This is a genomic window from Lactococcus sp. DD01, assembly GCF_001578715.1.
Classification (GTDB): domain Bacteria; phylum Bacillota; class Bacilli; order Lactobacillales; family Streptococcaceae; genus Lactococcus; species Lactococcus petauri.
Genome location: NZ_KQ968939.1, coordinates 725,082 through 749,125 on the forward strand (window position 1 = coordinate 725,082; position 24,044 = coordinate 749,125).

The 24,044-nt window shown below is 37.9% G+C and carries 25 protein-coding genes and 1 pseudogene; 8 read left to right on the top strand and 18 right to left on the bottom strand.

Annotated features, from left to right (window positions below):
• The 3 genes from LACDD01_RS03530 to LACDD01_RS03540 all read left to right on the top strand — a co-directional run.
• Nucleotides 1–329, top strand: a 329-nt coding sequence (locus tag LACDD01_RS03530; RefSeq protein WP_255357170.1) for a CatA-like O-acetyltransferase, incomplete at its 5' end; no start/stop codon positions are given.
• 73 nt (nucleotides 330–402) lie between these two features.
• A complete protein-coding gene (locus LACDD01_RS03535; RefSeq protein ID WP_225210273.1) occupies nucleotides 403–1,281 on the top strand; it encodes a metallophosphoesterase family protein in 879 nt (292 codons plus the stop codon).
• A 72-nt stretch (nucleotides 1,282–1,353) separates the two neighbouring features.
• Complete coding sequence (locus tag LACDD01_RS03540) at nucleotides 1,354–1,884, top strand: nucleoside tri-diphosphate phosphatase (protein ID WP_004258003.1); 531 nt, start codon at nucleotides 1,354–1,356, stop codon at nucleotides 1,882–1,884.
• 21 nt (nucleotides 1,885–1,905) lie between these two features.
• Here the strand turns inward: LACDD01_RS03540 and LACDD01_RS03545 are convergent, their stop codons facing one another.
• Together LACDD01_RS03545 and LACDD01_RS03550 are read right to left on the bottom strand one after the other, a co-directional pair.
• The gene (locus LACDD01_RS03545) at nucleotides 1,906–3,546 is read right to left on the bottom strand and encodes an ABC transporter permease (RefSeq protein WP_061413226.1); all 1,641 of its coding nucleotides are present in this window, start codon (nucleotides 3,544–3,546) and stop codon (nucleotides 1,906–1,908) included.
• 12 nt (nucleotides 3,547–3,558) lie between these two features.
• The gene (locus LACDD01_RS03550) at nucleotides 3,559–4,437 is read right to left on the bottom strand and encodes an ABC transporter ATP-binding protein (RefSeq protein ID WP_019293176.1); all 879 of its coding nucleotides are present in this window, start codon (nucleotides 4,435–4,437) and stop codon (nucleotides 3,559–3,561) included.
• 133 nt (nucleotides 4,438–4,570) lie between these two features.
• Between LACDD01_RS03550 and LACDD01_RS03555 the strand changes: the two genes are divergently transcribed.
• On the top strand, nucleotides 4,571–5,137 hold the full coding sequence (locus LACDD01_RS03555; RefSeq protein ID WP_061413227.1) for a TetR/AcrR family transcriptional regulator: 567 nt from the start codon (nucleotides 4,571–4,573) through the stop codon (nucleotides 5,135–5,137).
• Here LACDD01_RS03555 and whiA read toward each other — a convergent pair.
• From whiA to LACDD01_RS03585, 7 genes are all read right to left on the bottom strand, one after another.
• Nucleotides 5,134–6,054, bottom strand: a complete 921-nt coding sequence (whiA, locus tag LACDD01_RS03560) for a DNA-binding protein WhiA (protein WP_061413228.1) — start codon at nucleotides 6,052–6,054, stop codon at nucleotides 5,134–5,136. The genes LACDD01_RS03555 and whiA overlap by 4 nt on opposite strands.
• The gene (gene yvcK / locus LACDD01_RS03565) at nucleotides 6,051–7,037 is read right to left on the bottom strand and encodes a gluconeogenesis factor YvcK family protein (protein WP_061413229.1); all 987 of its coding nucleotides are present in this window, start codon (nucleotides 7,035–7,037) and stop codon (nucleotides 6,051–6,053) included. The genes whiA and yvcK overlap by 4 nt, the downstream gene beginning before the upstream one ends.
• Entirely contained in the window at nucleotides 7,034–7,924 is an 891-nt protein-coding gene (rapZ, locus tag LACDD01_RS03570) for an RNase adapter RapZ (RefSeq protein ID WP_019291878.1), read from the bottom strand. Before rapZ ends, yvcK begins: the two co-directional genes overlap by 4 nt.
• A gap of 47 nt (nucleotides 7,925–7,971) precedes the next feature.
• On the bottom strand, nucleotides 7,972–9,417 hold the full coding sequence (cls, locus tag LACDD01_RS03575; RefSeq protein WP_019293179.1) for a cardiolipin synthase: 1,446 nt from the start codon (nucleotides 9,415–9,417) through the stop codon (nucleotides 7,972–7,974).
• A 308-nt stretch (nucleotides 9,418–9,725) separates the two neighbouring features.
• Nucleotides 9,726–11,219: an ABC-F type ribosomal protection protein Lsa(D) gene (gene lsa(D) / locus LACDD01_RS03580; RefSeq protein ID WP_061413230.1), complete on the bottom strand. Its 1,494-nt coding sequence runs from the start codon at nucleotides 11,217–11,219 to the stop codon at nucleotides 9,726–9,728.
• Nucleotides 11,220–11,274: 55 nt separating this feature from the next.
• A complete protein-coding gene (locus LACDD01_RS12025; protein ID WP_197458025.1) occupies nucleotides 11,275–11,436 on the bottom strand; it encodes a hypothetical protein in 162 nt (53 codons plus the stop codon).
• Between the two features lie 279 nt (nucleotides 11,437–11,715).
• The gene (locus tag LACDD01_RS03585; protein WP_061413231.1) at nucleotides 11,716–13,050 is read right to left on the bottom strand and encodes an amino acid permease; all 1,335 of its coding nucleotides are present in this window, start codon (nucleotides 13,048–13,050) and stop codon (nucleotides 11,716–11,718) included.
• 477 nt (nucleotides 13,051–13,527) lie between these two features.
• On the opposite strand from LACDD01_RS03585, the gene LACDD01_RS03590 reads away from it, so the two are divergent.
• Both LACDD01_RS03590 and LACDD01_RS03595 read left to right on the top strand, forming a co-directional pair.
• On the top strand, nucleotides 13,528–14,337 hold the full coding sequence (locus LACDD01_RS03590) for a Cof-type HAD-IIB family hydrolase (protein WP_019335346.1): 810 nt from the start codon (nucleotides 13,528–13,530) through the stop codon (nucleotides 14,335–14,337).
• Nucleotides 14,334–15,257 carry a LacI family DNA-binding transcriptional regulator gene (locus tag LACDD01_RS03595; protein WP_061413232.1) on the top strand — a complete coding sequence of 308 codons (924 nt, stop codon included), beginning with the start codon at nucleotides 14,334–14,336 and terminating at the stop codon, nucleotides 15,255–15,257. The genes LACDD01_RS03590 and LACDD01_RS03595 overlap by 4 nt, the downstream gene beginning before the upstream one ends.
• 46 nt (nucleotides 15,258–15,303) lie before the next feature.
• Here LACDD01_RS03595 and LACDD01_RS03600 read toward each other — a convergent pair whose 3' ends face one another.
• The 3 genes and pseudogenes from LACDD01_RS03600 to LACDD01_RS03610 all read right to left on the bottom strand — a co-directional run bounded on the left by LACDD01_RS03600 (nucleotide 15,304) and on the right by LACDD01_RS03610 (nucleotide 18,274).
• Complete coding sequence (locus LACDD01_RS03600) at nucleotides 15,304–16,077, bottom strand: DUF1295 domain-containing protein (RefSeq protein WP_019291884.1); 774 nt, start codon at nucleotides 16,075–16,077, stop codon at nucleotides 15,304–15,306.
• A pseudogene (locus tag LACDD01_RS12520) lies at nucleotides 16,074–17,866 on the bottom strand (DAK2 domain-containing protein). Before LACDD01_RS12520 ends, LACDD01_RS03600 begins: the two are co-directional and overlap by 4 nt.
• A 12-nt stretch (nucleotides 17,867–17,878) precedes the next feature.
• Nucleotides 17,879–18,274, bottom strand: a complete 396-nt coding sequence (locus LACDD01_RS03610; RefSeq protein ID WP_061413233.1) for a DUF2177 family protein — start codon at nucleotides 18,272–18,274, stop codon at nucleotides 17,879–17,881.
• Between the two features lie 202 nt (nucleotides 18,275–18,476).
• Between LACDD01_RS03610 and LACDD01_RS03615 the strand changes: the two genes are divergently transcribed.
• On the top strand, nucleotides 18,477–19,634 hold the full coding sequence (locus LACDD01_RS03615; protein WP_061413234.1) for a DUF998 domain-containing protein: 1,158 nt from the start codon (nucleotides 18,477–18,479) through the stop codon (nucleotides 19,632–19,634).
• A 34-nt stretch (nucleotides 19,635–19,668) separates the two neighbouring features.
• Here the strand turns inward: LACDD01_RS03615 and LACDD01_RS03620 are convergent, their stop codons facing one another.
• The 4 genes from LACDD01_RS03620 to LACDD01_RS03635 are packed head-to-tail and all read right to left on the bottom strand — an operon-like array spanning nucleotide 19,669 to nucleotide 21,242.
• Complete coding sequence (locus LACDD01_RS03620; protein ID WP_019291888.1) at nucleotides 19,669–20,181, bottom strand: Asp23/Gls24 family envelope stress response protein; 513 nt, start codon at nucleotides 20,179–20,181, stop codon at nucleotides 19,669–19,671.
• A 31-nt stretch (nucleotides 20,182–20,212) separates the two neighbouring features.
• Nucleotides 20,213–20,398, bottom strand: coding sequence for a DUF2273 domain-containing protein (locus tag LACDD01_RS03625; RefSeq protein WP_019291889.1), 186 nt, complete (start codon nucleotides 20,396–20,398; stop codon nucleotides 20,213–20,215).
• 11 nt (nucleotides 20,399–20,409) lie between these two features.
• Nucleotides 20,410–20,967 carry an alkaline shock response membrane anchor protein AmaP gene (gene amaP, locus LACDD01_RS03630; RefSeq protein WP_061413235.1) on the bottom strand — a complete coding sequence of 186 codons (558 nt, stop codon included), beginning with the start codon at nucleotides 20,965–20,967 and terminating at the stop codon, nucleotides 20,410–20,412.
• Between the two features lie 32 nt (nucleotides 20,968–20,999).
• A complete protein-coding gene (locus LACDD01_RS03635; protein ID WP_061413236.1) occupies nucleotides 21,000–21,242 on the bottom strand; it encodes a GlsB/YeaQ/YmgE family stress response membrane protein in 243 nt (80 codons plus the stop codon).
• A 204-nt stretch (nucleotides 21,243–21,446) separates the two neighbouring features.
• Here LACDD01_RS03635 and LACDD01_RS03640 point away from each other — a divergent pair, with 204 nt between their 5' ends.
• On the top strand, nucleotides 21,447–21,992 hold the full coding sequence (locus tag LACDD01_RS03640) for a hypothetical protein (protein WP_061413237.1): 546 nt from the start codon (nucleotides 21,447–21,449) through the stop codon (nucleotides 21,990–21,992).
• 64 nt (nucleotides 21,993–22,056) lie between these two features.
• Here LACDD01_RS03640 and LACDD01_RS03645 read toward each other — a convergent pair whose 3' ends face one another.
• Nucleotides 22,057–22,296, bottom strand: a complete 240-nt coding sequence (locus LACDD01_RS03645; protein ID WP_231863367.1) for a CDP-glycerol glycerophosphotransferase family protein — start codon at nucleotides 22,294–22,296, stop codon at nucleotides 22,057–22,059.
• Between the two features lie 116 nt (nucleotides 22,297–22,412).
• Nucleotides 22,413–24,044, bottom strand: a 1,632-nt coding sequence (locus tag LACDD01_RS03650) for a DUF6056 family protein (RefSeq protein ID WP_231863368.1), incomplete at its 5' end; no start/stop codon positions are given.

The following is a 24,044-nucleotide window of genomic DNA, read 5'->3' on the forward strand; positions in this document are numbered from 1 at the left end:
ATTTTGCTGCATTTTTGATCTATGCCGTGGAAGAGCAAGAAAAAGCTAAAACCATACGCTCAATCGATGAGGAAGCAGAGGATACTTTAAATAAATTATTTATCTCCACGCTCCCATGGTTCTCCTTCACTTCTATGATTAATCCGACACCAGTTCCTGCGGACAGCAATCCAAGAATCACCTGGGGAAAGTATTTTGAACAAAACAATGAACTGTTGCTTCCCCTTTCGGTTCTTGCTAACCACGCCCTTGTGGATGGAGCACACATCGCAGCATTTTATACCTTATTGGATCAAGAAATTGAAAAATTAGTCCAAAATTATCAATAAATAAAAAACTCCTGTAGTTTTTTTTCGGTTACCACAATTAGAACTTGACTTGCGGTTCTGTTATAATTTAACTATGAAAAAATTAGCACTGCTTTCAGATTTGCATCTGGATGTTAATCAATTTACAGATACTGAAATTCAAGTTTTAATTGATACGCTACAAGAGCAATCTGTGACAGACTTGCACTTTGCAGGCGACATGTCCAACGACTATAAAAAAATTACGGCACCTTTTTTTAATCAATTATCAAAGTGTTTCGATATCAGCCATAATCTTGGCAATCACGATATGGTACATTTATCCGAAAAAGAAATTAATGCACAGGATTTTTCACTTAAGTATTTCGGTGATACACTTTTGATTAGTTTTCATGGCTGGTATGATTATTCTTTTACTCAAGATTACTCGAAGGAAAAACTTTTAGCCTTTAAGAATAGTTTTTACTTTGATCGTAAAATTCATCGTGATTATAGCGATGCTCTCACAACACAGCATACTCTTAACAGCCTTAAAAGTATCTTGGAAAATCTAGATTTTTCTGGCCGTATCATCATTGCCATGCATTTTGTTCCACACAAAGCTTTTTCCATTAATACAGCTTATAAAAAATTTGAGCGCTTCAATGCTTATCTTGGTTCCCAAGCTTTCCATGAGCTGTTTATTCAGTTTCCGCAAATTACGGACGTGGTCTTTGGACACGCACATCATCGTATTTCTGCTCAATCTATTGATGGAATCATATATCATTCCCGCCCCTTGGGTTACACTTACGAGTGGCAAATGGTTAGCGATTTTCTGCAAGATTATCCTGAATATCAAATCGAAGAACACTATCATTTGCGTAAAAGATATCAGGCGATTAGATCACTTGATAGCTGGCAAAATTATCGTGAACAGAATCTGTCAAAGGAGTTTCTTAGTAGCTTAAGTTTTTTTGAACTGCCAACCTAAGTTCAGAAACTTTTTGAATATTATGCTATAATAATAAGCGAGAACTTTGAATTTTGGAAAGTTGGTGAAGCCTTGAATCTTCCGAAAGAAGGCGACCTTGTCACGATTCAAAGCTATAAACATGATGGCAGTTTACATCGTACCTGGCGAGATACGATGATACTGAAAACAAATGAAAATTCAATTATTGGTGTAAATGACCACACACTTGTAACCGAGTCAGACGACCGTCGTTGGGTCACACGTGAACCTGCAATCGTTTATTTCCACAAAAAGTTTTGGTTTAACATCATTGCTATGATTCGTGAGGAAGGCGTCAGCTACTACTGCAACCTTGCGAGCCCCTTTGTTTTAGACAATGAGGCGCTGAAATACATCGACTACGATCTCGATGTAAAAGTATTTAAAGATGGCGAGAAAAAACTCTTGGATGTTGAAGAATATGAACGTCACAGAAGACAAATGAACTACTCTCCTGAAATTGACCATATTTTGAAAGAAAATGTAAAAATTCTTGTTGATTGGATAAATAATGAACGCGGACCTTTCTCCAAAGAGTATGTTGACATTTGGTACAATCGCTATCATCAATTAAAAAAATAGTCCATCTGGACTATTTTTTATTTAATCCCCAATCAAGTCACGTTGGCGATAAGCAACCATTCCAAGTAGAGCAAAAGATGCTGCTAAAGCAAATATGAGTACAAAATTACCCCAGTTCATCGTTTCGACCGGAAGCCTTGAAATATGGTGGAAAATATTAAAATTATTTAACCAAGCCGGGAGATTCAATATGTTGCCAATATAACTCATGAAGAACGCAAAGCCAAGATAAACCCAAATCCAAGCACTCAAACGTGGAACCAAGGCTATGAGCAAGCCTAAAATACCCAGAATAAAGAAAACTCCAACTGTCCAATACATCCCCGCAGCAGCTACTTTAGGAAAGCTAAATGCATTGGCGTTATTAGCTTGAGCCAGATAGATACCAAGTACAACTGCAAATTGAGCAAGAGCCCCCAATATCCAAGAGATAATCATATAGGTTGCATAAACTTTATAACGGCTAATCGGCATAGCATAAAGCTGTTCTTGCCGATTTTTTCGTTCTTCTGTTACCAGCCGCATGAGGGAAGTGACCGCAAAACAAGCAACCATTACCGCACAAATCATAAAGATTGTCGACATAAAACTTTCAATCATCGCTTTACTTGCTGCCTTGCTAGCTTCATTTGCCAGATGAGGGTCAATATTAAAGAGTTTGGATATAGTTGGACTGGATTCAACAAAGCCACCGATTTGGTCAATCATAGATCCATAAGTAATACCTAGAACAAAAAGTCCCAAAATCCATCCGATACTGGCTGTACGTTGTTGCCTTAGCGTAAGCCCTGTAAAACTAAGCAAGCTTTTCGAAGCATGGTCCTTACCGTTTATCTCTGGAATATAACCTGCATTGACATCTCGTCTAATCTCAAGGAAGTAAGCGATAACGAGAAGGACAAGGCTTAATCCCAATGCTAACAAGATGGGAAGCCAATGATTCTTAACATAAGGGTCGGTCAGATATGACCAACTCAAAGGATTCCAATAGCCCCAATTTACATTTTGTGTATCTGTTCCCATACGAATAAGATAGAGCAAGCCAAGGAAGCCAAAAGTGGCACCTTTAGCACTACCTGAATCGGAAAAGATTTGCGCAAAAACAAGTGCAAATAAGCCCCACATTAAACTTTGAGCACCTATAGCAGAGGCAAACAAGAGATTTTCGCTAAAAGAAGTCATGCCCGGAATATTTTGCAACTGAATTGAAATCGCCAAGACCACAGTAATCAAGATTTGTAAAACAAAGAGTTCAATAACGACAGCTGTCGTATTGGCTAGCTTTCCAACTTGAAAAGAACGGAAAACTTCAGCAATTCCATCCTCTTCTTCTTTACGCGTTCGATTGACAACGTAGATAACAGAAACAACAGCAAATGTTATTGCTGTAATTAAAGGCATGGTCGTGCCATAAGCTACAGCGGCGGTAAAATCCTTTCCTTGAGTGACCGTCATAGGGCCGAATAATGCCGTCATAGCTGGTCCTTGAAAAACATTAAACATAGTTTCTCTTTGACTGTCAGTCTGCATGATAAGCTCAAATTTACCCACTCCTGATGCTGCAAAAGCCAACACACCGACTATCCAAAAGACCAGCTTTAACCAATCTCTCTTGAGCAAGGCCTTCAGCATACTGAAAGTTTTATTTAAAGGTTTATCCATAATATCCACCTCCTACTCATAATGATGCATGAAGAGCTCTTCTAAAGTTGGCGGTGTAGACTCTAACTTCTTCACCCCATACTTAAGTAAGGTTTTTAAGATAACATCTGTTTTATCCGAATCCACTTGAAAAACAGCCTTGTTACCATTGAGATGTAAATCATGTACGCCCTCTAATCCACGCAACGCTTCTGGCGCTTGATGAGTTTCGACTTTAAAAGTATCACGTGTCAAATGACGTAAATCATCAAGTGAACCTGTCTCAACGATTTCTCCTTTTCGAATTACAGCAACACGATCTGCTAGACGTTCGACTTCAGATAAGATATGGCTGGACAAAATAATGGCTTTCCCTGCTTTTTTGAGGCGCTGGACTTCAGCTTGGAAAACCGATTCCATCAAGGGATCCAAACCACTGGTTGGCTCGTCAAATATATAAAGTTCAGCATCCGTGGCTAAGGCAGCAATTAAGGCAATCTTCTGACGGTTTCCTTTGGAATAGCTACGCGCCTTTTTCTTGGGATCAAGCTCAAACTTCTTGATAAGTTCATCACGTTTTTTTAAATCTGCATGACCATGTAGCTTCAAGAAAAGGTCAATAATCTCGCCCCCAGAAAGATTGGGCCAAAGATATACATCGCCAGGCACATAAGCAATTTTCTTATGAATCTCAATGGCATCTGTCCACACATCTTTACCAAATATTGTGGCTGAACCTCCACTCTTTTTAATAATCCCCAGCAAAACACGAATCGTTGTTGATTTTCCTGAACCATTGGGACCAATATAGCCCAAAACTTCTCCGGCATTTACATCTAATGTAACATTCTTCAAAGCTTGAAATTTACCAAAATTTTTCTGCAAGTTTTTTATTTCAACAATCTTTTGCATTGCTTTTCCTCCTCACTCCATAAATAATATGTACTATTTTTACTTTTATAGTTCATATTGTACTATTTTAGTTGAAAGAGTACAAACGAAAAGATATAATACATATAAAGTATTCTTTTGTGGAGGCGAGAAAATGAATCAAACAGAAAAAAAGAAAAAAGCCATTCTTGAAGTGACTTCTAACCTACTACGAGAACGCTTAATTTCAGATATTTCTATGGATGAAATTGCTCAACTGGCACAGGTCTCTAAGGTCACAATTTTTAAATATTACAAGAATAAAAATAACTTGATGAATATCGTTATACGAAATGCATTTAATTTTATGATTGAGGAAATTCAACACTTGGTAAACACGAAGGAAAATTTTCGTGAGACTTTTCGCCAGGTTTCGCGTTTTAAAATAAAACAGATCCATATGATGACGGATATTTTTTTGCAAAACATGATGAATCAATACGCTACTGATCCTAACTTCTTTGATACAGATATGCGACATATTCAACATCTTGTTTATCAAAAACTCTTTCAAAAAGGGCGTGCAGAAGGACAAATTTCTCCTGATTACACGGATGAGGATCTGATTCTTTTTATCGATATTATGAGTGAAGGAATGAAAACAATCCCTTTGGAAAGGGCACTGAAGCGCCCTGAGATTCTTACTGAAATGTTTTTAAATGCACTAAAAAAAGCGGATTAATTTCCGCTTTTTTTTATTTCTTCAGCTAAGGCTGTCAATTTTCGTAACCGGTGATTCACACCTGATTTACCCAACGGTGGATCCAAAAGTTGCCCTAATTCTTTGATGGTCGCTTCAGGGTGAGCAATCCGAGCATGAGCAACCTCTGTAAGTGCAGGCGGCAAATTTTCCAGCTCTTTGTTCTCTGCCAAATATTTAACTGCCGATATTACATCTTGTGCTGCCGACACTGATTTGTTTATATTTGCCGACTCAAAGTTGGATTGACGGTTTGCCAAGCCACGCATTTCACGCATTATTTTTGCATCTTCAAATTTTAAACGTGCCTTCATCGCTCCAATTAAGGTCAGAAAGTCCATGATTTCCTCTGCTTTAGATAAATAAAGGATATAGCGATTCTTCCGCGCAATGACACGCGCATCAAATCCGAAATTATTAAAAATATCTTTTAAGTCTTCAGCATGTTCCTGATACACACTAGAAATAGACAACTGATAATCGCCTTTTTCTGGATTATGCATCGAACCACTTGATAAAAAAGCCCCTCGCATATAATCTTCTTGTGCTTGTTGGTCATACTTCACTGACTCAGGTATACCCGAATCCAAAAACATCAGCGAATCCGACAGTTGCAGTTCATTGAGCAACTCATTAACTTTATCTTCAATAAAAACGGTGTACACTCTATTTTTGGAAAGTGTTGTTTTCTGATGCACCCGAATTTCAGCACGTATTTGATAAATTTCAAGGAGCATCTGATAGATATACTTTGCGGTAGCTGCATTTTCAGTAGACAAAGACAAGGTCAAACCTCCAGAAATACCCAAAGATCCATTCATGCGTATTAAAGCGAGTAAAGTTCCTCGACTTGCTTTTTGACTCGTGAGCTCTTTTTTTATTTCACTCGTAAAACTCATTCTTTTTTTCTCTCACAACGTGCACTGATACCCATGATTTCTGAAGCAATGGCATCACCATTATGGAAGGCTCCTCCATTAACCAACTGTAAGAAATCATTTGAAATAATGTTAACTTCTTCTTCTTTGAGTGCTTTAAAGTCATGAACAACTTGGACCAAATACTCATCGAATTCATTTGAATTCATATACTCTTCTGGCACTTCCGCACTATTTACAAGTACGGTATCAATCACACGAGTGCCTAAATGTTCATGGATAACACGCACATGATCTGCATCACTAAAGTGCTCAGTTTCCCCGCGTTGTGTCATGATATTGCAGACATAAATGATACGAGCTTTTGTTTTAAGCAAGGCTTCACCAATTTCTGGGATGACGATATTTGGTAAGATTGAAGTAAAGAGGGAGCCAGGCCCTAAAACGATCGTATCTGCTTCCATTATAGATTGCACCACCTTTTTAGAGGCGCGTGGGCTCTGGCCTGTGTTTGTCTCCGTCAAATAAACATGATGAATCAAGCCATCATAATCAGCAATTTTACTTTCACCTTCAACTTCGTGCCCATCATTAAAAACAGCATGCAAGGTCAGTGCCACATCACTGGAAGGATAGACATTGCCACGCACGTGGAAAAATCGTGCTAAAGTTTGTACTGCTTGATAAGTTGAACCTTGCATCTCACCGATTGCAGCGATAATCAAGTTACCTAAAGGATGCCCAGCAAGTTCTCCATCGCTTGCATCAAAACGATATTGCAGAATATCTGCATAAAATTTGGGCATGTCGCTCATGGCAATAAGAACATTACGCAAGTCTCCTGGCGGAGCAATATTAATTGCTGAACGCAGGCGACCTGAAGATCCACCATCATCTGCTACTGTTACAATTGCGGAAAGATCAATATTTTCTTGTCGCAAAGACTTCAAAATGACGGGAATTCCAGTCCCGCCTCCTATAACTACTACTTTTGATTTGCTCATGATCGATTAACCGTTTCTTTCCGTCTATCCTTATCTCTGTGGCTAGTATTTAAATGCCAGTCTTCTTTAAGAAGTGCTTTGGATACGCGTTCAGCAAATGCGACAGAGCGGTGTTGCCCACCTGTACAGCCAAAAGCAATTGTCAATACAGATTTTCCTTCTTTTTGGTAAGCAGGAATAATCGGCAAGAGCATGTTCATTAAATTTTTATAAAATGCTTCAGAAGCTTCTTGATTCATGACATAGTTGAAGACTTCTTTATCTTGCCCTGTTTTATCACGAAGCTCTGGAATGTAGTGTGGATTTGGTAGAAAACGCACATCAAAGACTAAGTCTGCATCCATAGGCAAACCGTACTTAAAGCCAAAGGAAACAACTTCGATACGAAATGGAGCTTCTTTTGTTTCTGAAAAGCGCTCAAGAATACGAGCCCGCAAATTACGTGGTGTGAGCTCACTTGTATCGATTACAACTTCAGCCAAGGACTTCAAATCCGAGAGAATTTCGCGCTCTTGCGTAATCCCATCCAATACACGTCCATCAATAGCGAGCGGATGTGAGCGACGTGTTTCTTTATATCGTGCAACCAATTCAACATCACTTGCATCAAGGAATAAAAGTTTAAAATTCACTTCTGGTAGATTTGAGAGTTCTGCAACGATACCACGTAAACGGTCAAAGAAGATACGTGAGCGCATGTCAACAACCATTGCAACTTTGTTTATTTTACTGTCGGGTGTATTGAGAAGCTCAACAAATTTTTCAATTAAGTTAGGTGGCATATTGTCAACGGCAAAGTAGCCCATATCTTCAAAAGATTGAATGGCTACAGTTTTACCTGCACCTGACATCCCGGTAATAATGACAATATTCAGTTTGTTATCCATGTTTTTCTCCTCTTTCTTATTAAAGTATAAATAGGATCATTTTTTGTTTAAAGCATTGGACTAATGAGCCTTGCAAGCCCTTCTTTGAAGCGAATGCTTGTGCTTCGCTCTTCATATATCTCCATGGTCAATCGCTTGCTGACTTCAAGGTCTTTCTTAAAGTCTTCCCGTAATTTTTGCGAAATATCATAATCGTAAAGGACCATATTTCCCTCAAAACAAAGTTGCAGACTTCGATTGTCGAAGTTTGCTGATCCTACAGATGCATACTCCCCATCGATAATGAGCGTTTTAGAATGTACAAAGCCCTTCTCATAAGTATAAACCTTTGCTCCCATCTTAAGCAAGTCAGCTGCATAATAATAGGTCGCCCAATAAACCAATGGATGATCCGGTTTGTTAGGAATCATGAGCCGAACTTCCACCCCAGATAAAAGGGCTAATTTTAAAGATTCGTGCAGGGCATCATCGGGCACGTAATAGGGTGTTTGAATGATGATTTCACGTTCTGCACTGTTTATCATCTTCATATAGGTCATTTTTATTTGCGCTTTGACTTCGTCTGGACCAGAGGTCACAAACTGTGTAATGATCCGATCTTCTTCTAAGGCTGCTGGGAAGTACTCTTCTGCTTCTGATATTTCAAACTTATGCTGACTGTTCCAATCCATAATAAAGCGATTCTGCAACGAGTACACAACATCGCCTGTTAAACGGAGATGGGTGTCTCGCCAGTAGCCAAATTTAGCCGTTTCTGTTGCGTATTCGTCTCCCACATTGAAACCACCTGTGTAACCAATTTGACCATCGATAACGACAATCTTACGGTGTAGGCGATAATTTGTTCGCGGGTTGATGAGGGATAAAATCAGTGGAAAGAAATAGGACACTTCTCCACCAGCTTTCGTCAATTCATCAAACTCACGCATTTTTGTTTTATTGCTTCCCCAAGCATCAATGAGTACTTTCACTTCAACACCACGTTTTACAGCTGCAGTAAGAGCGTTCGTAAGTTCCCTTCCCAGATGATCCATCCGAAAAATGTAATACTCTAAATGGATGTGATGTTGGGCATTATGAATGTCATCAAGCAACGCATCAAACTTTGCCCGACCATCTGTAAAGATTTTCACTCCGGTATTTGCTGAAATAACGGCTTTTTCTTCAACAAAAAGCATATGAATCAGCTGGGTAATACCATGATTTCTCGTTATTTTTTTTATAAATCCCTCTTCGTTATACACTCTCCAAGTACGTTTCAATTGCTCTTCAAATCCCACACGAAAGGCACGCTGCACCTTAAAAATGCGATAGTGTGCAATGCCACGACCAACTAAGATATATAAAATAAAGCCAAAGACAGGTAGAAGATTGACCACAAAGAGCCAAGCCCATGTTGTTGAGGTGCTTTTTCGCTCGCGAAAAATGATGGTCAATGATAAAAAGAAGTTTAGGACAAAAATAGATAGTTCAACAATGGCAAGAATCCCCAAAATAAAACTCCTTTTTCTAAAATTATTCTTATCTAATTATAGCAAATTAAGGACTGTTTCGCTTTTATTTTAGGTAATAATGCTTTTCGTAGAGTTTTTATTCAAAAAAAGTAAAAACGCCCGCTTCACCAACGGACGTTCTTACTTTTGTAAACATTTTATAGGAAAGTTTGCTCTTGGATAGAGAGCAGTGTCTTTAAAACAACGCGCACGTAAAACGCTTTCATTCTTTCGACTTCTTTAGTATACAGGAATAAAAGGAACATGTCAAGAAATCTCTAAATTTTTTCAAATAAAAAAGCAGTGTGCTAAACGCTGCTTTTTACGAGTTCGATTTGGATATCTGCTACTTGATCAACAAAATACTGATCGTGCTCAATGACGAGCATGCTGGGCTTGCTGTTCTTTATCATTTGAATGATTTGCTCTTGATTAAAAACATCAAGATAGTTGAGCGGCTCATCCCAAAGATAAATGTGCGCTGGCTGACTTAAGGCGCGAGCGAGTTCGACTTTACGCTGCTGTCCTTGACTCATATTTTCGATTTTTTGCTCAAAAACTTTGCGCTCTACGCCTAACTTGCGCAAATTGTTGAGGAAAAGTTCTAATTCTAAGTTTTCTTCTTTAGCAAAATCATTTAGGAAACCTTTGTTATCTGCAAGCTGCCTTACTTCGGAAATGACCAAGTTATGAGCCAACTCAAATGAACCAGCATAACGTCCATTAAATTCTCCAGTGAGGACTTTCATTAATGAAGACTTTCCTCGACCGTTTTCTCCTGTTAGGGCAATTACTTGGCCTTGCTCAAGTGTAAAAGACACAGGTTCAAAAAGAAGGTCTTCAAAGCCTACCGCTAAATTTTCCACTGTCAGTAAGCGTTTTTGATGGCTCTCTAAGATACTCATTTCCAAGTCAGGTACTTCCTCCCAATTTTTTAAAAGTAGTTCCTTGTCAGCGATATCCTCTTTCATGCGCTTTTCGAGATTTTTAGACTTTTGCATCATATTTGCTGCTTTTCGTCCAATAAAACCTTTATCAACACGTTTGGTTTCTGAATCAAAGCCTCGTTTCTTACGGGATTTTGTCGCTTCTAAATTGCGTGACCACGCTTCTTTTTCACGCGCCGTTTGCTTCAGTCTACCGATTTCTTTCTTGAGTTTATCGTCTTGCGCCTTTTCCGTTAGATCGCGCAAACGTTTTTCCTCCTCGTAGACAGCAAAATTACCTGCATACACTTGTAAATCCGCACGTTCTATCGCCATTGTATGATCCGTTGTTTTATTAAGAAATTGACGATCATGTGAGATTAAAATATAGCCTTTCTTTTCTGCCAAATAGGCAGCAATTTTCTCACGTGATGCCTTGTCAAGATGGTTGGTTGGTTCATCTATGAGCGGATAATTGTGCTCATCCAAGAATAGAACTGCTAGCAGCATCTTTGTCTGCTCTCCACCAGAAAGACTATTGAAAGGACGCCATAAAGTGTCTAAGTCAACCCCCATTAATGTTAATTCACGTTCTAGCTTCCACTGCTCAAAGTCAGCTAATTCCTGCAAGACAAATAAGGTCAGCTGCTCTTTATCATTAATCGTCTGAGGAAAATACACAAAGCTCTTATTTGTCTTTATGTCAATGTGTGCTTCCACTTCTCCGAGAAGGATTTTTAAAAGTGTAGTTTTTCCCCTCCCGTTACGGCCAACTAATCCCAGCTTCCATTGATCATCAATATTAATACTTACATTATCAAAAATAAGCTGATCGGTATAGCCAAATGTTAAATGATTTATTTTAATGTTCGACATTTTTCTCCTGTTCTAAAAGCTTATGTGCTTTTCTTAAACCACACTGTTCTCATTTCTAGTTAAAACCTATCGTATAGTGCTGCGAACTTGTGTGGGCTTTTGTTGCATGTTTAAGGCCTTTTGCCTGTATTTTCTTACCTGTTTGAACAGGTATTTTTTTCTGTGCTGCTTTAATTTTCTCTAATCGAGCTTGCAGCTCTTTTTGTTTTTTATTCAAAATAAAAACTCCTTTTCTCTATTTTCGCATCCACAAAAATAGAGAAAAGGAGTTCAAAACAAGCCCAAAAAGGCCTTTATTTTTGAAAGTCTATTTCTATAAATCATGAATGCGAAAAAACATCTGCGGTCTTTCTTGCAGAACCGCTTTTAACGTTTTTTCAATTTTCATGACTTATAATTTCAATAGACCTTACCTCGCTTTTATTATTAAGATAAGTTTATCAAAACAAAAAAATACTGTCAAGAAAAATACTTGACAGTTTATTGTTTCATTTATTTATTCTTCTTTTTTACGATAGCTTAAAAGGCTAAGAAGGCAGACGACTAAGGCAAATACAGAAATTCCCCACGGGTTTGAAATCACAACATTGTAGCCCACAATAAGCAGTACAATTAAAGTAAGGATGGAAGCCGTCTTGACAAACCAACCACCAAGTCCTGTTTTAAAATAGAAAATAATCGCCGCAATCAAGAGCATCATCCATACAATAAGAATCGTATAAGAGATTGATCCTGCAAGATAGACAAAAAGATTATCGCCAAAAATAAAGGAGAGAATAGCTCCGATAAAGAGCATGCCTGAGCAAAAGATGATTGCTGCGACAGGGATTTGTTTCTTCGAGAGTCTACCTAGCGTTTGTCCGATTGGACCCTTCGCATCTTTGGCCCGTGAATAAACCGAACGTGATGTGGCATAAATAGCCGAGTTAATAACAGAAAAGAGAGCTAAAATAATAACAAAGTTAACAATCAAAGCTGCCCCTGGAATCCCAAGTTTTTCAAAAATTAAGACAAACGGGCTTTCTTTTGTTGTACTCAAAAACTTCCATGAGTAGAGCTCCACAAAGATAAACATTGGAATAACATAGAAAGAGAAAATACGGATAATAACTCCTCGAATCGCTCTTGGTATAGCTTTCTTAGGATTTTCTACTTCTGCAACCGTCAAGGCGATAAGTTCTGACCCACCATAAGAATAAAGAACGATAAGCATGGAATTAAACACTCCCTGCATGCCATTAGGCATAAATCCGCCATAAGTATTCATTCTTCCAAGTCCGTCACTAAGGCCGAGGTGGAAAACTTGAGTTGCGACTAAATAAAGTCCCACAACAATCAAAATAAGAATGACAATAATTTTTGTCCAAGCCAGCCAATACTCTGTTTCCGCAAAGACACGTACTGAATAAAGGTTTATCCCCAAGGTAATAATAGCTACTATAAGTACAAAAATCCACGATGGAATTTGGGGGAGCCAAACTCCTAAAAATTGAGCAATGGCTGCTGATTCTGCTACCATAACAGCCATCCATAAGGACCAATAAACCCAGTCTGTAAAGTGGGCAAATCTTTTTCCCACATAAGGGGAGATGAGCCCTGCTAAACCAACAGTGTTCTCTTTTTGATGAATGATTATTTGGCCAACGCCATGCATCACGACATATAAAATTACGCCAGCTAAAAGATAAGCAATCATTACCGCTGGACCAGCGGCTTGGATGGCGTTACTGGAACCAGCAAATAAGCCCGCTCCAATGGCGCCACCAAGTGATAGCATAATCACATGTCTCGTCTTCATTGAAGACTTCAGTTCTTGATTAGAATTTTCCAAGTAAAATCCCTCATTTCTATTTTTTTTGCTTCTTTAGTTTTTTATAAAAAAGGTAAAGCCCTGCTTGGATCACGATAGATTAACTTTAATGGTTTAACAAAAACTAAAGAGCGGTTAAATTCAAAAAGAAAAAGCCGGGTAATTTACCCGGCTTTTTATCACGGGCACAGATACTTTTTGAGAATACTCAAAAGTTGTATCTATGCCAAGCATAAACACAACTTATCTGCGCCAAAAGAAATAGACTGTCAATGGAAGTGTTTTGCTCATGTGATTTTCTCCTTTATGAATTTAAAACTTATTATACGTAAAAATATTTTAAATTGCAAGAATTTATACAGAATTATGTGAAAATTTATGAAATTCCAGTTTTTCTCCTCAATTTATCTTCCAAATCGGAAAAGCATATCGCTTGACATGGAACGCGTTTCATAAATTACAATGAAAGCATCAAAAAAACATAAAGGAGATTTAACGATGATTAAACACATTTTTACAGACATGGATGGGACACTTCTCGATACACGTGGCAGCCTTTCTGATACAAATCGCTGGTCAGTCTGCCTGAGTGATATCCCCGTTAGCCTTGTTTCCGCACGAAGCCCGATTGAGATGGGCCCTATATTGAATAAACTTCAGCTAAAGACACCACAGATCGCTTTCAACGGAAATCTAACTTTTACTCAAAATGATTTTGGGATTCAAGTGATTGAAAAGCACACCTTACCGGCTGATATTGTTTCCGCTCTTTTGGATTACTTCTCTTCAAACTTTCCAAATGTAAGCCTCAGCTGGTACAGCTTGGCACATTGGTACATTAAGAAACAGGACAAGGGAGTTTTCTTCCAAAAAGCCCTTACTGGAGCTGAACCACGTATTAAAGCATTTGACGGACAATCTGAAATCTACAAAATTATGCTGATGTCTTTCAACCCTGAAGAAATGCTACAAATTGAGCAAGCTTTGAAAGAGCTGGATATTCCTGATATCCATGTAACTCGTTCCACAGTACATACTTTAGAGATTACATCTGCTGAAAAAACTAAGGCTGATGCTGCGGAAGCTATTTTGGAAGAAAAGGAAATTAACTTTGAGGAAATTGCTGCAATCGGTGATGGACATAACGATATTCCGCTCTTGAAGGTTGCCGGTCTTCCTATCGCAGTAGATAATGCTAGCGAAGAAGTGAAAGCCCATGTTAAAATAGTGGTAGCTAAAAATACAGATCACGGTGTAACTGAGGCGCTCTCAGCTATTCGTGAAATCAACGAACAGGTAACCTTATGACATCTCTTTCTGATATTGCCAAACTTACTGGATACTCCAAAGCCACCGTTTCCCGTGTGCTTTCTGGTAATGGCTATGCCTCTCAACACACGCGTGAAGAAATCTTGAAAACTGCTGCCGAATTAGACTATGCGACAAATGCGATTGCTCAAGAATTGGCATATGGAGCTACACATAATATCGGTGTTGTACTTCCTTATATCAAGTCACCCTTTTTCAGCAAAATTTTAGAAGGAATCCTTGAGAAAAGCTTTGAAACAGGATATAAAATCATTATTCTCCCCTCAAACTATAATCAGGATTTAGAAATTGAATATCTAGAAAAATTACGTAAAAAGGCCTTTGAAGCCATCATTTTCACTTCACGTCAAGTACCTGAAGAGACGATCCTTAAATATCAGAAATATGGTCCTATCGTGCTCTGCTACAAACCTGAAAATTCAGGGATTCCAGCAACCTATGCAAATCGGATCCCTGCTTATCGTGAAGCCTTTAAATGGCTCAAGGAGCAACACTGTTCAAATATTGGCTTTCTCTTATCCAGAGGTAAAAGTCCAACAATCTCAACTACTCTACAGGCTTACAAGGATGTTTACCAACTTGAAGCAAGACCAGAGCAGATCAAATCAGGCCTTATCTCATCTGAGGATGCTTATCGCTTTGCTCCACAATTGACACAATTTGACGGAATTTTTGCTAATTCCGACGAAATTGCGGCCAATGTATGGCGTTGGTTTGAAGAGCAAGGACTTCCTAAACCGATTATTGTAGGACAAGAACGTTTGCTCGCTGGACAATTGCTCAAATTACCCACCATTGACAACCATTGCCGTCAAGTCGGGCGGATGGCTTTTGAGCAGGCTGTTTCAAAAGCAAATAAACAGACCTCTGTTAACTCTGAGTTTATCCTTGAACGTTAACTGAGGCGTGACATAAAAATCCCAAGAAATTTATCTTGGGATTTTTTTACAGTCCTTTCTTGCCGATGAAAGGGAAAAATTTAGGGGTGACTTGTGCATATGCTTGAAAATCTTTGCGCGCTTTATATTTCCTTTCAAGTAATGGGACTCCAGAAACAAATAAGAGTAAACCAGTGATTAAAAGTGGACTCACGATCAACCAAAGATCAGAAATGTCTGTAAAAGCGATCAAGAAGATGCCCCACCAACATGCAGCTTCTCCAAAATAATTCGGATGTCGTGTCACTGACCACAAGCCGCTGGTCAGTAATTTTCCTTTGTTTTCTTTATGCTTCTTAAACTGTTCCAGTTGCCAATCACCTATTACTTCAAAAACAAAACCTATCAGCCAAACCACTACTCCAAGAATTTGCCACCAGAAAATTTGACTTTCCGGGCGGTGATTGCTTTGCATGATTGGCAACGCAATAATAAAAAGTAAAAGGTACTGAACCATAAAGACGGAGAAAAAAGCCTTTAGTTTTGGCGCGTGACTCCCCCATCTGCGACGCATGTTTGTATAGCGATAATCTTCGGGTTTGTTCCAATTGCGTCGGGCTAAATGAACGAATAACCTCACACCCCAAAGCCCAACCAAAACCAAAATTGCTCTATTTTGCATGGTTATTTGAGTATTGAAGAAATAGCTTAGACACGCTGTTAAAACAAAACCTCCGCCCCATGCTATATCGATTAATCCGTAGTTTTTCTTCTGGTCTGCTACTTTAAACCAGCAAATAAAATAAACAAGCAAAACCCCTAAAACTATTCCATAAATCATAACTGCTCCTTTGTAATTCCAGCGACAGCGATACTTCCCGCTCCCGCAGAGATAGCAATGGCAGATGAACTCTCAATCACCTTATAATCATTGCCTGTTTTTTCTTTTAATATTTTCTGCCAATCTTCTATATCACCTTGGGCCAAGACATGAGTCAGAGCAATATCTTCAATCTGTCCACTTTTTGCTAAGGATTGGATTTTTTTGAGTATTTTTTTCATACTTTGCTTCTGACTTAAGGAAGCACCGATGAGTTTCCCATTGCCCGTTTTGTCTAGACTAATTATTGGATAAAGTGAGAGTTTTTGAGCTATTGCTCCTAAAGACTGAGGAATTCTTCCTGACTGTATCATCGGAGATAAGTCAGCTACTGCCACATAGATGAAGATTCTTTCACGTAGCTGCTGAATTTCTTGCACAAGCTGTCGGATAGGAACTTTCCTCTCCGCAAGTTGGGCTGCCTGTTGTACAAGTAAACCTTGAGCAACAGAGTTTAATCGTGAATCAATGAGATGAATCCAGTTTTTCGAATAATTTTTTCTTTGATACGTTGCTCAATCAACTGATATGTGCCACTAAGTTGTGACGCTACCGTGATAACAAGCACATGTTCATACTTACCTTCCAAAAAAGAGAAAAGCGCATCAATCGTTTGGATGCTTGGCTGTGAAGTACCCATCTTAAGATTTTCATCTGCTTTTTCTTTGATAAGTTGTGCATTAATTGTCAACTTGTCTAGAAAATTTTGGTCTCCCACAGTGACATTTACAGGTAAAACATGCACTTGATGTGCAAGCACAAATTCTTGAGGTAAATCAGCAATAGAATCTGTAACAATCGCTATTGGAGCTAACATTTGTTGAGAAATTTCGTACTGTAGGCGCATATCGTCTACTTTTTGGTAGATAATTTGTCCGTATTTTTCTAGCTTTGCCAAGACCTTTTGAGGCTCATTAGTGTGCATATGGAGTTTTAACTGTTTAGCATTTCCTGCAGTAACCATTGAATCGCCCTTTTCTTGCAGTACTTCTCGTAATTGAAGTTCAGAGATTTGGGGTGCTTTGATGATAAATTCGGAACAGTATCTGTAACGCGGTGCTTCAGCTATGATATGATTTACCGAAAGTTCTTTAACCCTCTCTAGACCGTCATCTGCCTCTTCATCCCCAACTTTTAAAACTCTACCACAGTAAAAGTCTGTAAAACCAAGGATAAAATAATAAAAACCTTTCGCCCCTGCATCTACCAACTTATTTTTCCGTAACAAAGACATTTGAAATTGCGTAGCATTTAGTGCTTCTTGTGCTTCTGCTTTTGCTTCTAACAAGGCCTCTTCAAAGGAGTGATTCAATCTATAATTTTTTTCCAGTGTAATAGACCAGGCACGCATTACTGTTAAAATAGTCCCTTCCTTAGGATCTATTAACGAACTATAAGCTTTGTTTACAGCTTGTTCTAAAGCTTCCACAAAACTTTCAAAATTCGTTTCTGCTTTCTGGTAGTTCTCAGCCACAGCACTTAAATATTGGGCAAAAATGATTCCTGAATTTCCTCGAGCACCAATAAGTGCAGCTGCTGATATCTCATCTAAAAGAATATCCATAGGATAATTTTTCATCGGCACATTGTCAATAATAGCTTGCATTAATGAGGCAAGATTACTACCTGTATCTCCATCTGCCACAGGGAAAACATTTATTTTATTCAGCTCTTCTTTCTGAAGGATTACTTTTTCTGCCCCAGCTCTAAAACTCTGTAACAAGCGATAATTTTCATTTTTTTCTCCCACTTCTTTCTCCTTCTAAAGCTTTGCAGCAATTATATAAGTGAGTGTTGCACTAAGGGAAGTCACAAAACTCCCCCAAATAATATCAACAATTGTAATTTTCAATGGCCAATCGCTCAATGTCGCAAGATTTGTTAAATCATATGTGGCATAACATACTGCTCCAAAAAAAGCTCCGGCTAAAAGAACATAAGAATGGCTTTCTTTTTCTTGTCCAGGTACCAAAACAAAAAATACAAGTGCAGCCACATAAATAAGATAAAAAATGACGGCAGGCAAAAGTTTGGTTTGCCCCATCAGATGGCCAATGTATGGTTGATAAAATTTTTTATTTGCAAAGATTAACCATAAACTATCTAAAATAAGGAAAATTACTGCATTGATTAAAAACAACTTTAAAAATTGAAACATCTTATACCCCTTTTCCACTTCGTATCCTACTCGGCAACCGATTTCATTTCATTAATTTTAACACTTCTCTTTTAAATTAGCGAAAAACTCAACTCAAATCTTTCAATTCAGAAAATTTTCATTTCTTAAATGAATCAGAGAAGTTAAATCGTCAAAATATTGATATAATAATAAGAATAGGAGTTAAAAATGGAGAAGATAAATGAAAAAAATAATTGAAATTCCGGATGAAGTTGCGGATAAATTTGAGCAACAAAACTATAAAATGTCAGTCGAGCAAAACCAGATTGTCTTAAAAAGTGACGTTGATCAGCTTGATGCACAAAATTTTTCGTTACACTATATGCTTATTCCAAGTTTATTAAGTTTAGTTATCTCGCTACTTACTTTCTTTTTAAGTGGTCATTCTCAGATTGATTTTACGGGCGGGCGGTATCATTCTGTCGCTGGAATCAGCATGCTGTGTGCGACAATTATTGGCTTTGCAACCTTCCTTTGGGTTTATGCCAAGCAAAATACCTCACCGCAAAAACGCATGCTTAGCCGTATAAGAGAACTTGTCACAATCAGCCTTGCCTATACCTTGATTGTTTTTGCGATTCAAGCATTAATTTGGTACATTTTGGGGATGACCTTTGTCGGAGTAACTCTCGATCGCTTCACAGCTTCTTTTGTAGCTGCTCTCTTTTCAGCTATTGTTTTTTACTTTTTGATTCTTTTTGCAGCCTCTGTTAAAATTTCTCATCTGATTATCTTATTGTTTATTACCTTTATTGGTGGTATTTTCCTTTCCATGGCCACTAATGGTCAAAATGGCTGGTGGCAATACAACTTTAGCTTTTTAGGAACAGGTGAAGCTAAAAATCAGTGGCAATTTAATTTTACGATGATTTTTTCTGCTTTGATGCTATTAACGATCACTGATTATTTATTTATGGATTTTCAAAAAAGCGACTTGTACAATTTCAAAGTCAAAATTGTTCAAGCTTTCTACTATGTCATTGCTCTGTTTATTGCTGGTGTAGGTATTTTCCCCGCTCAATCATGGACAATGACCTTTCATAATGCCTCTGCGTATGGTATTGTTTTGTGCATTATTATCTTGATAGTATTAAGTAAATATCTGTTACCCCAAATTTCGAAAGAATTTCTCAGCATGTCAGCTATTGTTTTCGTCGCTCTTGTTACTTCAGCAATTTTATTTCTGAAAGTTCATTATCTGTCTCTCACGGTTTTCGAGATTATTGCCTTTGCAATTTCCTTTACATGGTTGGTTCTGATGATTAATGCTCTCCAAAAAATGCTTCATGAATCGAGTGTCTATCAAGTCAAAGTTGTCCAACTAAAGGAAGAGATTTAATAAAAAAAAATAAGGAGAAAATCTCCTTATTTTTTTATTTTACACGTGGTTCATCATCATCGCTGACTTTGTCTTTCACTTGATCAACTTTTTCCGAAGTAAATCGTCCTGTTGATTTTGCGGCATCGCCTACTTTATCTTGAAGGCTTTGTTCATCTTGTTTTTGTTGTTCTTTCGTTTTAACATCGATAACATCTACGTTAACTTCTACAACTTCAAGGTCTGTCATGCCTTTAACTTCTTTTGAAACAACTTCTTTTATATTTTTATAAATGTCAGGAACATATTTCTTATATTCAGCTACGATTTTAAGATCAACCGCAACTTGTTGTTTACCAACTTCGACACCTACACCAGAAGTTACATCGTCCGTATTTACGAGTTTTCCTGTGAGATTAGACAGGAAGCCACCATCAACTGCAAGCAAGCCGTCTACTTTTTCCAAGGCAAGTCCTACGATTTTTTGAATCACTTTATCTTCATAAGTTAAAGTTCCACTTACTGCATCAACTGAGTTATCCAAAGTTTTTTTGTTTTCTTGTACCATAGCTTCTCCTTTTTATTTATAAATTATTTAATTATTTTTTACCTATTTTATCAATATATCCTGTACGTTCGAGATAGAAACCAATATAACTACCAAGCGCGATGAGTAAAAACAGTAAGAGCATCTTCCAAAAACCAATTGTAAAGATACAGATAGCGATGATTGCTCCAATTGCCCCACCTATAATTGGATATTGATATTCTTCTAAAAGATTCATCTAACCTCCAATCATAACACACGTGAACTGCTTTTACTCTTTGGTGTTACAGCGTTCACTTTTATTTTCAAACTTAAGTGATGATTTACCCCGAGAAACTCTTTCAAGCCCTTACGAATTTCTTCTTCAATAAGCAAAGCCTTTTCTGAAATTTGCACACGAGGTATAATCTCACCTTTAATCGCGATTTTAATCTTATTTTTACCTAGCAAAGTATCGACTTTCGGGTCTTTAAGATAACCATTTTCTCTGAGCGTTTCTCGCACAAAGCCTTCAATCGCAGATTTTTTAAGAAGCAGTTCTCCTCTACCTTCTCCTAAGACAAAGCCTGTATATCTTCTTGGATAGAAGATAATGACAAGTAAAAGAATGAGTAAGAGAATTCCTAAAATACCTGTTGCAAACAAGAAGTATGTAGGCAAGTAGGGTCCAATATAAGGAACCTGCGCCATATCTGTAATTGGTTGGACTATATTAAATTTCCCGAGTGTGTAAAGAAACAGTGGTAGGATGATTGTAATAAGAAATAAATCAACTAAAATTAGAATAAATTTTTTTCCTTTTGACACATTTCCTCCTCCCGTTTTACTGCAGCTACTGTTTAATCGCCCATTTTACTTAAGAAGAAAGAAACAACAACTACCACGATGACGGCACCGATAATGGAAGGTATAAGCGCCATACCAGCTAAACTAGGGCCCCATGATCCCAGTAAAGCTTGACCAACAGTAGAACCCACAAGACCCGCTAAGATATTAGCAATCCATCCCATAGACTTCCCTTTGCTTGTGATTGCACCCGCAATCACTCCGATAATTGCACCAACGATTAATGACCAAATCATAAAGCACCTCTTTCTTTCTATTTATTATTTTTTCTATATAATAATTCTAACAAAGTTAAAAAACGCTTACAAATTATTCGACTTATCTTTTTTAGATGAGAGTTTTTTCTTCATTAACTTTTAATTTATAGATAATTAATCAGGTTTTTGAGAGACAATATGTTATACTGGAAGAAAGAAAAGGAATTTTAAGGAGTCTTACATATGAAAAAATTTAAATTATCATTACTTTTAGTTAGTTCATTAGCTGCTGTCTTGCTACTGACAGCTTGCAGCAATACAACTAGCGCAAAGAAAGACGCATCTTCTGAACCTTCTAGCTCTGTTAAAAGCTCAAGTGAAAGTACAAGTAAAGCCAGCAGTTCAGAAACAACAACTACAACATCTGAGAGCTCAGATGCCAGTTCAACTTCAGATTCCACAACAGCTACTTCTGAAGTCCCAGCTACATCTGAACAACCGTCTGAACCTGCAGCATCAGAAAGTTCAGATCAAGGCTGGGTCGATAACTCAAATAATCCAGTAGAAAATAACGGTGCAGGTGGTCATAGTCCTCAGGCTGACCCTAATGCAACACCATCTAGCTCTGAAACAACTCCAAACGGACGTGCTTGGGTCTTGGTTTATGTAGATAAAGCAGGCAACAAGCATGAGTCAACAGTTTCAACATCATACAAGGAACTTCAAGATAAAGCAAATGCTCTCCTCGCTTCAGGTGAAGCAACATCTTATTACTTCATTCAAAAATAAGGATAAAAGTAAAAAAATAAGCCATTTAGCTCTAGTCTAATGGCTTTTTTTATGTAAATTTTATCTACAAGCTCTGGTTCATAATTGCTTCAATTAACTTAAGCACACGTTCTGTTGCTTTGCCATCTCGATAGTTGTAGGTTTTTTGGAAAAAGGTGGCTCTTTCTTTTTGGTAGGAAGCTCTATCTGTTGTTTGGAGCGCTTGGATGAGCTCACTTTCATTAAAAGTAACCTCTCCGGGAAATTCTTGCAAGTAATCAATCGTCAAACCTGGTTTTTTAGAATAACTTTTAAAGTCGGGCACATAAGCAATAAACTCAAAAGAAAATAAACTTATAGAAGGCACTAAAAAAACTCAAGGTATCGAAGAAATTATTTCTTCTATCTACTTGAGTTTTTTGTATTTTTCACCCTTAATACTTATCTTCCCTGTCGTTGTTTAAGAAAAATATCATAAACCACAAAAATTAATAACCCAGCAACTACGCTATAAAAAGTCGAGAAGCTTCCTAGATTTTTCCAAAATGGAATTTTGGTTACTTCTACTGTTTTATTCCAAGGTGTCTCTGCATCAATGGTAATACGAGTTGTTTTTGATCCATTGCTACTGTAGCCTCGTGGCAATTGTACGGTGAGTGTTTCTCCTGTTTGGCCTTCAATGTTTGTGATGGAAATATTTTTTTGATGTTTATCATTAAAGAAAAGTGTGATGGTATGAAGTGTAGGCTTGACATGAATGTCAATGGTCTGATCGAAACGTTTATTAAAAATATAAGATTTAGGATTATTTGATAGTATTTCATAGCCTGCAGTTGCTGCATGAGAAATATCATAAGCTTCATTATAAGGTGAAGTGATTTGCTCTGTTGCAACGATTTCATCCTTGTTTACATCGATATAGCGAATAAGCGCGTTACGAAGCCAAGGTTTATCTGCCGGTAAGTTTTTGTTATTTGGTTTAGGATTCTTAGTAATGGTTGTTTTTGCTGCCGAAGTTTTAGCAGTTTGCTCACGTTTTAAGACCTTATCAGTATTGAAAGGAAGAATCTTGCGTTGGAAATAACCAAAATATTTATTGTAAGCATTCAGAATGTTATCAATAGGTTGAGCATTCTCTAAGTTTACTTTTGCCATTGGCACTGTATCATCCAAATAGACTTTCTCTAGCCCATAATATTTGGCAAACCATGTGTTCGCCCATTCTTTTTCTGGGTGCTCACTTGAAACCAAATAAGGCGTCCCAAAATAAGCATTAAAGTCGTTAGAAGTCATCGGAATCCCAGGTACGCGGACCGAAGTTTTACCCTCTTCTTTTGCTTTTTGGGCTATAGATTGGGCTGTATAAAAATATTCATATGAATTTTTGATGTCTTTTAAATTATAGTCATAGCTGGGCAAACTCACAAAGCTTAAGCAAAGAATGGCAATGCACAAAGGCACATTGGTCCAAGAGCTTTGTGTATGTAACTCCTGCCATGCTTCAATCATCATTAATAAAGCTATGATAAACAGAATATTACTTGCAAACCAAAGACGAGCAGGTGTGATGGGCGATGCCAGGATTGCAGCACAACCTGCAAGACCTGATACCAGAAAGATAAGTCCTCCATGCCAGAGATAACATGCTTTTTCTTGGAGTTGCTTCCGGTTAAAATAAAGAATTCCCCCAAATACAAGGATAGGCAGTATCAGAAAACCAGAATAATGCGCAGTTCCCGATATGATATCGAGGAAACGTTGGCCTAAACCGGAAGAAGCACCGTAGTTCTGCGTTTCAGCAGATCCTGATGATAAGATGACTTGCATCCCAAAACCAAAGGCGGCAGCTAAGGTTCCTAAAATCTGCGCCACCGTGTTTCCGTTTGTCGATTTTTTAAAATTATAAACCGTAAAAATGAGAGCAAGCAATACAGTTGTCGCGCCACCGACTTCATTTGTTAAGCCTGCTAAAAGTCCCAAAACCGGGAGATAGTATTCTTCCCAACCACGTTTTGTACTTACATTAAAACGGTAGGGTAATAAAAAGAGGAGTATGATTACTGTGGCCCACAG

Excerpts from the sequence above, each read along its gene's own strand:
- LACDD01_RS03545 (WP_061413226.1), bottom strand. The coding sequence starts at position 3,546 with ATGGATAAACCTTTAAATAAAACTTTCAGTATGCTGAAGGCCTTGCTC.
- LACDD01_RS03610 (WP_061413233.1), bottom strand. The coding sequence starts at position 18,274 with ATGTTTCAATTTTTAAAGTTGTTTTTAATCAATGCAGTAATTTTCCTT.
- LACDD01_RS03640 (WP_061413237.1), top strand. The coding sequence starts at position 21,447 with ATGAAAAAATTTAAATTATCATTACTTTTAGTTAGTTCATTAGCTGCT.
- LACDD01_RS03590 (WP_019335346.1), top strand. The coding sequence starts at position 13,528 with ATGATTAAACACATTTTTACAGACATGGATGGGACACTTCTCGATACA.
- LACDD01_RS03625 (WP_019291889.1), bottom strand. The coding sequence starts at position 20,398 with ATGAATCTTTTAGAAGAATATCAATATCCAATTATAGGTGGGGCAATT.
- yvcK (WP_061413229.1), bottom strand. The coding sequence starts at position 7,037 with ATGAGCAAATCAAAAGTAGTAGTTATAGGAGGCGGGACTGGAATTCCC.
- LACDD01_RS03635 (WP_061413236.1), bottom strand. The coding sequence starts at position 21,242 with ATGATTTGGTCATTAATCGTTGGTGCAATTATCGGAGTGATTGCGGGT.
- LACDD01_RS03555 (WP_061413227.1), top strand. The coding sequence starts at position 4,571 with ATGAATCAAACAGAAAAAAAGAAAAAAGCCATTCTTGAAGTGACTTCT.
- LACDD01_RS03535 (WP_225210273.1), top strand. The coding sequence starts at position 403 with ATGAAAAAATTAGCACTGCTTTCAGATTTGCATCTGGATGTTAATCAA.
- LACDD01_RS03620 (WP_019291888.1), bottom strand. The coding sequence starts at position 20,181 with ATGGTACAAGAAAACAAAAAAACTTTGGATAACTCAGTTGATGCAGTA.
- LACDD01_RS03550 (WP_019293176.1), bottom strand. The coding sequence starts at position 4,437 with ATGCAAAAGATTGTTGAAATAAAAAACTTGCAGAAAAATTTTGGTAAA.
- whiA (WP_061413228.1), bottom strand. The coding sequence starts at position 6,054 with ATGAGTTTTACGAGTGAAATAAAAAAAGAGCTCACGAGTCAAAAAGCA.
- LACDD01_RS03615 (WP_061413234.1), top strand. The coding sequence starts at position 18,477 with ATGAAAAAAATAATTGAAATTCCGGATGAAGTTGCGGATAAATTTGAG.
- rapZ (WP_019291878.1), bottom strand. The coding sequence starts at position 7,924 with ATGGATAACAAACTGAATATTGTCATTATTACCGGGATGTCAGGTGCA.
- LACDD01_RS03595 (WP_061413232.1), top strand. The coding sequence starts at position 14,334 with ATGACATCTCTTTCTGATATTGCCAAACTTACTGGATACTCCAAAGCC.
- LACDD01_RS03600 (WP_019291884.1), bottom strand. The coding sequence starts at position 16,077 with ATGATTTATGGAATAGTTTTAGGGGTTTTGCTTGTTTATTTTATTTGC.